The 11,541-nt window shown below is 45.2% G+C and carries 11 protein-coding genes and 1 pseudogene; 3 read left to right on the top strand and 9 right to left on the bottom strand.

The window, feature by feature from the left end:
• A partial coding sequence (locus tag A936_RS18780) for an EAL domain-containing protein (RefSeq protein WP_008460554.1) occupies window positions 1-268 on the top strand: 268 nt, incomplete at its 5' end.
• On the opposite strand, the gene A936_RS18785 is transcribed toward A936_RS18780, so the two are convergent.
• From A936_RS18785 to A936_RS18820, 7 genes and pseudogenes are all read right to left on the bottom strand, one after another.
• A complete protein-coding gene (locus A936_RS18785; RefSeq protein ID WP_034809945.1) occupies window positions 269-472 on the bottom strand; it encodes an Hha/YmoA family nucleoid-associated regulatory protein in 204 nt (67 codons plus the stop codon).
• A gap of 941 nt (window positions 473-1,413) precedes the next feature.
• The gene (locus tag A936_RS18790) at window positions 1,414-2,202 is read right to left on the bottom strand and encodes a glucose 1-dehydrogenase (RefSeq protein WP_008460557.1); all 789 of its coding nucleotides are present in this window, start codon (window positions 2,200-2,202) and stop codon (window positions 1,414-1,416) included.
• A gap of 323 nt (window positions 2,203-2,525) precedes the next feature.
• A pseudogene (locus A936_RS23250) lies at window positions 2,526-3,624 on the bottom strand (IS3 family transposase).
• A 491-nt stretch (window positions 3,625-4,115) separates the two neighbouring features.
• Window positions 4,116-5,267: a CblD like pilus biogenesis initiator family protein gene (locus A936_RS23015; protein WP_008460563.1), complete on the bottom strand. Its 1,152-nt coding sequence runs from the start codon at window positions 5,265-5,267 to the stop codon at window positions 4,116-4,118.
• A 9-nt stretch (window positions 5,268-5,276) separates the two neighbouring features.
• Window positions 5,277-7,979 carry a TcfC E-set like domain-containing protein gene (locus A936_RS18810; protein WP_008460564.1) on the bottom strand — a complete coding sequence of 901 codons (2,703 nt, stop codon included), beginning with the start codon at window positions 7,977-7,979 and terminating at the stop codon, window positions 5,277-5,279.
• Between the two features lie 53 nt (window positions 7,980-8,032).
• Window positions 8,033-8,539 (bottom strand): CS1 type fimbrial major subunit, encoded by a 507-nt coding sequence (locus A936_RS18815; protein WP_008460565.1) that lies wholly within the window; start codon window positions 8,537-8,539, stop codon window positions 8,033-8,035.
• A 54-nt stretch (window positions 8,540-8,593) separates the two neighbouring features.
• Window positions 8,594-9,322: a fimbrial protein gene (locus A936_RS18820; RefSeq protein ID WP_008460566.1), complete on the bottom strand. Its 729-nt coding sequence runs from the start codon at window positions 9,320-9,322 to the stop codon at window positions 8,594-8,596.
• A gap of 227 nt (window positions 9,323-9,549) precedes the next feature.
• Here A936_RS18820 and A936_RS18825 point away from each other — a divergent pair, with 227 nt between their 5' ends.
• Complete coding sequence (locus tag A936_RS18825) at window positions 9,550-10,050, top strand: hypothetical protein (protein WP_008460567.1); 501 nt, start codon at window positions 9,550-9,552, stop codon at window positions 10,048-10,050.
• 289 nt (window positions 10,051-10,339) lie between these two features.
• Here A936_RS18825 and A936_RS18830 read toward each other — a convergent pair whose 3' ends face one another.
• Window positions 10,340-10,723 carry a hypothetical protein gene (locus A936_RS18830; RefSeq protein WP_008460568.1) on the bottom strand — a complete coding sequence of 128 codons (384 nt, stop codon included), beginning with the start codon at window positions 10,721-10,723 and terminating at the stop codon, window positions 10,340-10,342.
• Between the two features lie 422 nt (window positions 10,724-11,145).
• Here A936_RS18830 and A936_RS23985 point away from each other — a divergent pair, with 422 nt between their 5' ends.
• The gene (locus tag A936_RS23985) at window positions 11,146-11,316 is read left to right on the top strand and encodes an Hha/YmoA family nucleoid-associated regulatory protein (RefSeq protein WP_157141439.1); all 171 of its coding nucleotides are present in this window, start codon (window positions 11,146-11,148) and stop codon (window positions 11,314-11,316) included.
• 15 nt (window positions 11,317-11,331) lie between these two features.
• Here the strand turns inward: A936_RS23985 and A936_RS18835 are convergent.
• Window positions 11,332-11,541: EAL domain-containing protein (locus A936_RS18835; protein ID WP_157141440.1), on the bottom strand; the 210-nt coding region annotated here is incomplete at its 5' end.

Raw genomic sequence — 11,541 nt, forward strand, 5'->3', positions numbered from 1 at the left:
TCTCAAAATTGACAGATGTTTCACAGAAACGATCGATTCTGCCAACGGAGACACCCCAGTGCTTGATGCCATTATCACCCTCAGTAAAAGACTGAAACTTACCATGATTGCAGAGGGTATCAGCACCAGGAAGCAGGCCCTGTTTATGAGGAATAATCAGGTAATGTTACTGCAGGGGTACCTGTTTTCACCGCCTCTGGATGCAGCTAATTTTAGGACGTGGTATCTCAGAAATGAATACAATATGAATATAACCCCGAAGATGTAATCAACGGACATGCCGCCATATCTCCACTGGAACATGGTCGTATAAAGTTCCGGTAATAAGCTCAGCCAGACGATGATCTGCGGCTCCCCAGAAAACGGCCAGTTCAGCATCACTGAGCTCGTAGTTTTTTTTATCTATGATTTTCTCCAGTGACTCTTTGTGGCGTAACTGTCGGAGAATATAAAGCCAGTCTTTCTTTGTCATCGTTCGTGCATATTGCATAGAATGTATGTCTCCCTACCTGGGAAATAGTTTAAAAACCTTTTTTACAACAAAGTTCGACTCCTGATTGCAGAATATATAGCTGCGATCCCCTCGGATTCACAACCAACAACGGGACAGCTTTCAGATAAAACCTTTATGACTTAAAATGCATTACCGACGGTGAAACATCTGCTGATATATAGTTAATCAACGAATACCCCTATTATTTTAATCGGGAATACCCTGGGCTGAGGATATATTCTATTTTTTTGTGCACAGAACGCATTAAATAATTGCTGCATTCACTTCCAGACTGCTTTTTGAAATAAATATTTTTGGCATAATATTTACGTTAAATGAAAGTAGAATGACGTGGATGACACCCATCATCCTGTTTATTCTTTAAAATAGCTCACTCATACCTTGCAAAACTTAGTTGCAACTGACCAGAATATACATGTTATAAAAGAAAATGATTGTCTTGATGCAACTGACTTTCAGTCTTAAACAAAGATGAATATAAACGTTCTGTGGCAATGTTGACTCTTTCACCATCAGAGACGATGTATCTCATCAGACTGGTCTTCCACGCACCACTTTCAGAGCCGGTACGTTCAGTCCAGCAATTACGCTAAGGTATACAACTTGACCATCTTACAGTGTACTTCCAAAAGGTGCGGAAAGCTGTAACTGCCTGAGCCTCTGCGGACACAGGCTGGCAAGATAACAAGCGTACTACATAAGCATTGTTCTTATCCCGCGCGGTATTAGCGTATTTATTGCCTCTACTGCCAATTTTGCAGATATAGTCGATAAATTGTTGTCACAGCGCGTAACTCGTCTGTGAAGAAACGCCCGACGACTATTCTGTCTCAGGACTTCTGAGACCGCTTATGCGGTGACTGAAAGAGTGAAGTGACAGATTTCACTTCACTCATGATTCAGCCCTTCCCACCCTGGAATGAGGGATACAGCGTCATCCCGCCATCCACAAAAATGGTCTGCCCGGTAATATAGGCTGATTGGTCTGAAGCCAGCCAGGCGGCAACATTTGCAACAACCTCTGGCTCAGCGACATACTTCATTGGAATAAGCGTTTCCAGCTCCACACGTAACGTCTCATCGCTCATTTTATCCTGATTCATGGGCGTGTTTATAGCACCCGGCCCAATAGCGTTAACCCGGATGCCCTTTGCAGCATATTCCAGCGCGAGGGATTGAGTCAGCATACGTACTCCCCCTTTGCTGGCAGAATAGCTGGCGAAAGTCGGCCAGGGAATGATCTCGTGAACAGATGACACATTTATAATATTGCCTTTAATGTCGTTTTCTAAAAAGTAGTTAAGCGCAGATCTCCCGGTGAGAAAAAAACTGGTAAGATTGACGTCAATGATCCTGCGCCAGTCATCAAGGCTTATTCTGTGCGTCGGGTTTTGAGTTTCAATCCCGGCGTTATTAATCAGCAAATCCAGTTTTCCGAAATGATCTATCGCAGCCGTAACGAAGTCATGGGCAGTATTTTCATCACTGATATCACCGCCAAATATGGTCGTTTTTCCCGACTTAAGGCCGTTCAGTTTATCAGCCAGCGCCTGCGCTTCTTCTTTGTCTGAATGATAATTGATGACGACATTCATGCCTTCTTCAACTAAGCGGGTAACAATTGCAGCCCCTATTCCTCTGGAGGAGCCTGTTACCGCAGCCACTTTTCCCTGAAGATCTGTAAACATACATAACCCCCTGATTCATTTTTAGCCTGAATGAAACATCACCGTTTCAGCATCTGTCTCTGTTATTCAGGGGCCGGGAACGTAATGCTGGGTATGATCCGGCAACAATGTACGTTTTTGACCACCAGAATAACGATTTTCTCTTCAATTTATGCTATCTGTAATCCAATGAATACCCTGAAAAATTAGCAACAGATCTTTATATACGCAAGCTCGTGGCCGTGCCGGGTTAAGTCCCGGTGTAAGTACACCCGTTTTAGTTCCACGCACTTTTTGAGGTTTCTGGGTTTTTGACCCTGGCCCAAAATCAATGCAGTGCTAAATCAGAGATCTTCGTCTTTTTGTAGGCTCCGGATAAATTCAGCCGGGGTCATGTCATTTAATGATGAATGCGTTCTCCCATGATTATATTCCCTGCGCCAGCTGTCGAGTTTATTCTGCGCATCTTCCAGTGAGAGGAACCAGTGAATGTTCAGGCATTATCCCGCAGACTACCGTTAAATGATTCAATAAACGGGTTATCTGTCGGCTTTCCTGGACGAGAGAAGTCCATTGTCACCCCATTTTCATACGCCCATTTATCCAGGCTCTTCGAGATAAACTCGCTGCCGTTATCTGTCTGAATACGCACAGGCTGGCGTTTACTCAGTAAGCGTAATGCTTCCATCACAGCGACCACATCCTCGCCCTTCAGCGACTTTCCTGCGTGGATCGCCAGACACTCACGACTAAAATTATCCACTACAGTTAACACCCGAAAACGCCGTCCGTTAAACAGATTATCCGACACGAAATCCATACTCCAGCACTAATCGACACCGGTCAGGAAGGGGCGCTGTTGGCGATGCGCTGCACTGACATGCCTGCGCGGACGCTTTCTCCGCAGGTTCAGTCCTTCCAGACAATAGATTCTGTGTGTTTTCTTGTGGTTAACAGGCCAGCCTTCCCGTCGCAACTGAATATGAATACGCGGGCAGCCGTAGCGGATCCGGGTTTCCGCTATTTCCCTGATGCGAAGGGTAATCGCTCGATCATCCCGCCGACTCTGCCAGTGGTAAACGGTTCTGCTCTGCATCAGCAGTCCACATCCCCGCCGGACACTGATACGGTAAGCTTCCCGCAGGAAATGTACCGCCTGACGCTTCTGAGCCGGCCTCAGAACTTTTGCTTCAGTACCTCCTGCAGCATCTCTTTGTCCAGACTCAGGTCAGCGACAAGCTTTTTCAACCGCTGATTTTCATCCTCCAGCTGCCGCAAACGACGCAGTTCTGTCAGGCCCAGACCAGCGAATTTCTTCTTCCAGTTATAAAAAGTGGCTTCAGAAATGCCCATTTTTCTGCAGACTTCCCCGATGCAAGTACCGGTTTCGGCCTGTTTCAGCGCAAAGGCTATCTGTTCTTCGGTATAACGGGTCTTTTTCATGGCGGTGTGCCTCTCTTTGAGATGGAAGAAAGACCGGAGACTTCAGTTTAGCCTGGCACTGTTTTCAGGGGGAAGGTCATTCGCGTTAAAGAAAAAGGTAGAGCGCAACCTTATCTCCAGCCCTGCACCAGTCTACCTGCAAGTGCCGATCAGAGAGTTCTTTTTAGCCGTATTCGATTGGCACAACGGTACTTTTATCTGCAACTACATCCATCAGCTAAGCTCTCCACCCACCATGGAAAGATGATTAAAAGGCGACCAGCATCCAAATTATAACCCTTTATATACTCTCTCTACTTGAGAGCTAATGCCTATTATACCGTCCACTAAGAAATTTTATGGTTTACTAGTCACCCTTGCAATAACGCTTATCATTTAAACACGTCCATAGCTAAAGTTATTTGTAATAATGTAAGTAAATCTGCTCAGCATAGCGAACCTTGTAATAGAAATCCATTTATTGCAATAGCTCGTCGTATTTAACGTACGCTCTAGTTAGTTAAATTAGACTGGGTAGATGGTGTATATATAACAGTGAGTTTCCCACTATATATTCCTGCTGACTTATCGGCAAAGCGGAATTGCGGTGTTGTAAATGTTAATGGTGCTGGCACGCATAAAGAAACACCCGAAACACCGGGAATAACAACTTGTCTCTGAATTTTTCTTTCATTCGTATTTTTCCATAAAACCTCCGCTCCATTACTTATAATCTGTGACTGTCCGGATGTAGGGTTTAATACGCTAAGCTGGTAATCAACTCTGTTTTCAGCCTGACTTTTGTCAGCGCCATTTCGATAAACAGAAAAAAATCCAGGCTGCCTTCCTGGAGCACTCGCTCTCTCGTCGCTGAATATCATATTAACCTGAGAGCTTGTCGAGTTTTTTCCATCATATAGACACATATCTAATACAGACTTACCGCTCATACTTTGTGTATTCTTAGTGCCAGTGCGATTGGATAAATTAAGATTTACCTGGGGGGTTGAATAAGGGAATGTTGGGAAATAAACTTGCTGACTTTTAAGGTCTGTCACTGTCAATGATATATCCGCACTCCAAACACCCAATATTCCATATCCATTGTCCCATAAACGTAAATTTTGCTTCAACGTAGCGGTCCAGGTGCCTGGAGATGAGAGTTTGGCAAGCTCACTTTGCGGAATGCTGTAAGTGAAATCACTGGTCACGATTAAAGCATTATCGCAGCCAGTAGTCATTGAAGCAGGGGTGTTTTTGGATTGTCCTGCACAACCTCCAGAAATAACATTCCATTGTTTTATAGGCGTAATATTTAAATCAACTTTAGTTGAACTTCCTTTAAGAGAAAAAGACAGTCTTACGTAAAGTCTGTTGTCTGTTGAGTTGTACCACCACGAAGACGTAGTCGCACAAGCTCCATATGTGGTGTCTGTAGCATTAAGGCAGGTTAGTGTATTTCTTCCCCATTTTTGTCCATTAGTATCATCCTGACCGCCTGATAAAGCATTCCAGATAATTAAAGAAGCAGGTAGTGAGTTTTTATCAAATTCAGCTGTAAGATTTGTAGTTCTGTTCATCGGTGGCTCGTAAATAGCTTTACAAGAGAATGAAACAATGGATAAAAATGAGATTAAGTATAGTAAAACATTTTTAAAATACATATTTACGCCTTAATTATTCATAGCGGTATTTTTCGTATGATCACTTAACCCTGCAGTCATCAGAACAACCTGCTTTTGTTCTGCCGCAGGCAGCCTTGCAAGATCTGTACGCTGGCACCTCGTTTCCCCGACATAACGAATAACATCTCTCATCATGCTGACCTTCATCCCACACTGCCAGTAGGATTCGTTTTTCACAACGTACAACTTTTCCACCTTTCTCGTCGTCTGAAGGGTAAAACTTCCGTTACCCAGAGGCGTCCATGCCATCACATTAAGCGGGATGACCCCTTCAAGTGGGTGGCGGTTGTTATCCAGCAACTGGCCAAGCCACGTGTAGCGCGTTTGCACGCTCACAGCCCGGTTAAAGACCTTTCCTGGAGTCATGAAGACTTTTCTTGCTCCGGTACCCCGGCTTATCTCACTGCTTATTCCCTCAGGGGAGGCAACGGACTCCGTGACGTCAAACTGGTTTTCCCTGTAACCCGGCACAGTAAAAAGCGCCCTGCTGTTGCCTCTCACCTCACTCCTTCCACCGGTGTCCACAGAGACATTTACCCGCGATACTTCTGGGGTGTCTTGCTGTTCAACACCCACAGTTATTGCTGAAGAAGGCGTTCCATCTCCCCAGCGGCCAGCGGCCAGCCCATCCCGATCCAGGATGAGGGAGGAGCTGTAATTACCGCTACCGTTGAGCAGATGTTCCCCACTTGTCCGGTCCCAGGCGTCACTGACGGTCAGGGACCCCGCGCCGTACTGCCCCCCCATACGGCCATAAGCTGAAGCGGTCAGCGTGCCCGTATTCACGCCGTTAAGCGACACACCTGTTTCGTTTTCCCCCGTCTCATCGCTGTACTGACTGGCAGCAATGTTATAACCCAGCCCGTCATTACCCCGCTTACTGGTCTGCCAGTTTGCTCCGCCAGAAAATGTACTTCGCTTTCCGTCCACGCCATTCCTGCTTGCAGAGAACGAAAGCGTAATAAACATGCCTTTATCCGGAGCATTAAATGCGCTGTCATTTCGAAAAAAGGCATTGATGCCTGATGTGATATTAATATCATTGAGATTAATCGTGCGCGTGAGGCCCGCCTGCCATGTCCGGCTTTCAGAGTGAGTCTGATAAATTCTTTCCCAGGGAACAGCCGTCCGGTCACGCGGGTCAAAATCAGCTATATCCCGGCGATAGACATACCGCCCCCGGTTACTGTTGCGGGCAAATCCGAGTGTGGCATACCACTTATCCAGCGGGACAGAAAACATCACGCTACTACTCTTGTAGCAACCGTTTATGCTGTAGCGATGAAGTCCCTGACTGTTACACTCCGGGGCCGTCATTGCACTACGATAAAAACTGAGCGAAAAACCATCGCTGTAATTTGCCTGCTGAATATTACCTCTTGAGCCTTCGCTTCCGTGCAGATAGCTGACTCTCGACGTCAGAAGCCCGTCAAGCCATCCGGAATCAAAACCGTGCGCCCAGTCCAGCGCACTTTCCCAGAAACGCGCAGTATTGAAAAAAGCTGAACCAGTGGTCAGAGCGAGGTTATTGCTCACCGGCAGCCTCAGCCCGGCCTGAACGACCTGCCTGTCGGTGCGCTCACTGAAGATCCCGTCCGCGTCCGGTACTCCCGCCTGAATAAACCATTGTAACGTGCGGGATGAAAGTTCTCCCAGCCCGGTGTAAGGGACTGTTTCTGTTCTTACCAGCTGGTTATCCTCAAAAATCCGTAAAGTAAGCGTGTAACTTCCCTGAGGGAATGCCCGGGAGTCCAGAATCTGTGCACCGGCTTTTAAATAAAATGAAGCCAGTAGCTGTCCTTCCCGATAAGCATCGACTCTCGCATCACGTGAGAGAAACAGATTGACAGGCGTGCCGGTTGAGACCTTATCCATGTTTATCCATGCAAGCGTCGAGCCCGTCCTGACGCCACGAATTTTACCCAGGGGTAACTGACTGAGATTGATATTCCCCCCGGTATTGCTGAATATGTCCCGGGCGTCCATGACACCTGCCTGCACATAAATCCGCTTTAAAAAATCCTGCCTGATGTAAGCATTATTGACGGATACATCATGCGTGCTTTGATTGCCTGAACGTTGCCCCTGAAGATTCCAGTCAAGGTTGAGATAACCCCCGTCGCTAACGCCCAACGTACCGTTACCCTGAAGCGACACAGACTGATAACGCCTGTCCGCAACGAAATTGACATTTTGTTGATGAATGAGCGCATTACGGCTTTCTGCGCTTACGTCGTAATAAATATTGTCCTGCTTTTTAGCTGGCAAATAATCCCGGGCAATAAAAAGATTTATCCTGCCATTATTTTCATCATAGATAACGTCAACCGTCTGAGTGTCCAGAAAATCGCATCCGGGCTGGTTACCGCCCGTACTGCAGGAGAGCTGGCTGTTGCGGCGAAACGGTTTATCCAGAGACTTATGCAGCATGATGCTGAGCCGAGGGTTGTCCGGATATGCCCTCAGGATGGAAGATATCAACGCGTCCGGTTGTATGAACTGGATGCTTTCAAGATCCACCCAGCTCTTGAAAACCCCCAGCGATTGTCCGTACAGTGAGACTTCCGTGAGAATAGTCTGACCCCGGGCCAGCTCTTCAAATCCCCTGGGTACGCGCAATGATGCATTACTCGTCAGAGAGACTGAATACGCGCTTATCATTACGGCCAGAAACGTGAATCGTATATTCATCCATGAAGTCCTGTCTAATGACAGGGTTTCCCCTGTCATTATTCTTATCTCTGTCAGCCGCCCGCTGCTGCAGTGGCCTGGGTCACGACAAGACTTACAATGCCGGTATAGGTCCCTGCTGCAGAAACTGCGCCTGGCGTGGTCTGTGAAATAACCAACGGCATGGTCGACGAGCCATTCGTAATCCCGCTTGGGAATGTGGTGGCGTAAGCAAGGCTTGTCGCCGTCGTGGAGAGGGCGGTGCCATTGACGGACACACTTAGCGGAATAGGGTTAGCGCCATTCGCATCCGTGAGCGACGGTGTATTTGCCAGGCTGACGTTTAGCGCACGGTCCGCAGTATTGGACCAGAACTTGATGTTCTCTTTATGGGCGGCAAGACCTTTGCCTGGCAGGTACTGCATGGCGATAGATGACGGCAGAGGTGATCCATCAGCAAGTGTGACATCGACCGTAGGGTCGATATTTGCCGTGACAGTAATATCACGCTGGACAGCATTCACACTGAAGGTAGTGACAAGCACGCTGACAAATGAAATAACTTTAATCTGAGTTTTCATCGAACATTCCTTATATTGTTGTTCCCTGGTGTCGGGGACGGAGTAATAGTCTCTTTATAGAGACAAAGAGATTTCTTCGGTTTTTTCTGTTATCCAGTTTACGTATTTAATACGATACTTTTTATCGCGTGAGAATGTGATCCCCGCCAGGCGGGCCTCTGTATCCGGATATATGGTTGCAGACACTTTTATCCACTGACACTGGCCAGACTGGTCACAAACCCCCACTTCTTTTACCGGGATACGGATTGTGCCATTATTTAACACCTTGCCACTACCATCGATAAATAAAAGGCTTGCCTGAACTTTTTCAGGCGCGACGTGAATAAGTGCGCCCCAAACAACATTAACGCCGATACTTGCGGTTGCTGTCGATTTTTTTAAATCGCCTTGCTGCACAATAAAGTTATCTTCATTGACGCTTTCAAAATAAGCCCGCCACGTTGTTTCCTTTTCTGGAGGCATGACAGAAACAAGTCTGACCACTCGCTCACTTGCAGGAGAGAGCGCAATCTTTTGCGGCGTAATAATCAGTCCGGCAACACTAAACGCATCACTAGTTTTCTCCTTCTCCTGCGCTGTCCCGGGTTGAAATATCTGCTTGAGACTGACTTTAATAAACTGAACATCATTGTCCTGGGAGATGACTTTTATCTGGCTGGCTCCTTTAAGACCTACAGATACCTCCATGGGATAAACGTACATTGCACCTGAGGTTGGATTTATCTGCATGAAAAATGCGGATACTGCGAGTAACGTCAGCCTGAAAACTCTTAATTCCATTTACTTACCTACCAATCAATAGGTTACGTTAATAAATTTTTCTTTTCCTGGTGGATATTAAGAGACAATCTGATCGATATCAAGTATTTTGATCGTAAATAACGATCAAAATCCAATACATGATAGTCAATACCTATCATACTACCGGATTTTGATCGATCGTTGCTAAAAATATGAACAGGTTAGACCAGATTTCATCCGAACATTAAGCATACAAGGATCAGGCAATGACTTTGACCGTTTACCCAGCTAGGGACCGTTTTTTTTCTGAAGGTTTAGCTCATTTGTTTTCAGGAAAAACACCAGAAGAAGAAATAATGGTATTGAATCTTGCGAAGTGGTCTCTCAAAGAAATCGTTCTTTCAAACTGGGCGGAGATGAGACGGATGCAGCCATCATTTATTATTACGGAACATAGCTTACTCCCCGTCGCAGATTATTTAAAATCTGCTAATGGAAACTCCTTTGTATTAAACTCCGGTCAGTTAATACTTCCTGAGTTATGTTCCGAAGGTTTAATGACAGAGAGGCTCACCTCACTGAGCAGAAAAAGAAGCGGACGCCTGACGGCTACCGAGTACAGAACACTGAAATGTTTTTTTAACCTGATGACGGTGGACGAGGAAGCATGGAGATATAAGGTGTCAAACAAAACCATCTATGGAATGCGTTCACGGGTTGCTGCAAAACTAGGCATCAAAACCTTAAATGAGATCCTCATGTGGTAGAATTTGAGCGGCATCATTTCACTAGATGAGTGTTAGCAAAAGTGGCATCTCCTGTTTCAAGACTGCCTGCAAACCAAATTTATATTGCGGCAATCTCTCATTTTATGGATATTAATATATCCCTGAGGAAGATACATGATCCAGTACGATACGGACCAGTTGCAACCAGGTCTGTGATCAGACATGCATTTCAAATGAATCGACCCATGTTGTTTGATATACCTATAGTCAGGCATCCGCTTTGCCTGAAGGTTACTGTTCGGATTTATCGAACTTGACTACATCAGAATCATTGTAATATCGGATTACCAGTGACTGGGAAAATCAATCCAGGCGTAACCAATGCGAACATTTTTTTCTTGCACGGGGGGACATTACGCGAGATACGTCGTGCCATAGCTCTCAGTTTACCTGCTACTTGTAGCATTTGCTGCTTGAGAAAAGTTCTTTTCTTAACACCAATCATACTTTGCTGCAGGTAAAAGCAGATAATCGTTTCCTTACTTTTCTTTGTCACATGCTCTGCCTGAACTGAAACAGTTAGATTATTTTCCTTAACTTGTTTGAAACGATCTTGAAAGTTATTTCCGGAAAGTACAACTATAATAAGAAATATAATTATTGAAGCAGATGGCAATGCAAGCACCAAACCCAGTCTCTCAGATGAAATCATCGTCTTTTATGAGACTAAATGGTCTGATTCAAGATAATAACTGTCTGAAAGAGGCAGGTGTGCGATTTTTACTAAAAAAACCTCATGGATATGGTAAGCCGTCATTTTTTTTCCTTTAATATAAATCGCGCACTAATTATTCGTTTTTATCTGTGTATATGTCAGGGCACATATTCGATAAATAAATCACTGTCTTCCTTAGAAGAAGTTTAGCATAAATTGTGCTCTCTTTGCACCCCAGTGTTAACAAAGAGTGAAGAACAATCCAGATTGGCTATTCAACCAGTAGGAATGTCACTGTTGGTATTTTACTTTCAAATGAAAATGATTAATCTACTTAAGCTCCCCCTGATATTATTCTTAACCCGCTAATTTTTAAGATCTATATGCTGCAGTATGAAAGAACAATTAAATAGAAAGACTTGTTTATATGCTCCGCCAGTTACGGTATAAAGAGCCACCGGAGAAAACCATCTACAAAAAATCACGACCTCAGTGAGGCTAAACTGGCCATTTTCTGGGAAGCCACAGACCATCATCTGGCTGAGCTTATTACCGGAACTTTATACGACAATGCTTCCGCGGAAATATAGCGGCATCTCCGTTGATTATACCTTGGAAGTTGTATTCATGTAGTAAACATTTCTGAGATACCACTTTCTAAAGTTAGCTGCATCAAGAGGCTGTGAAAACAGGTACCCCTGCAGTAACATTACCTGATTATTCCTCATAAACAGGGCCTGCTTCCTGGTGCTGATACCCTCTGCAATCATGGTAAGTTTCAGTCTTTTACTGACGGTGATAATGGCATCAAGCAC

The sequence above is a fragment of the Enterobacter sp. Ag1 genome, from assembly GCA_000277545.1.
Taxonomy (GTDB): domain Bacteria; phylum Pseudomonadota; class Gammaproteobacteria; order Enterobacterales; family Enterobacteriaceae; genus Cedecea.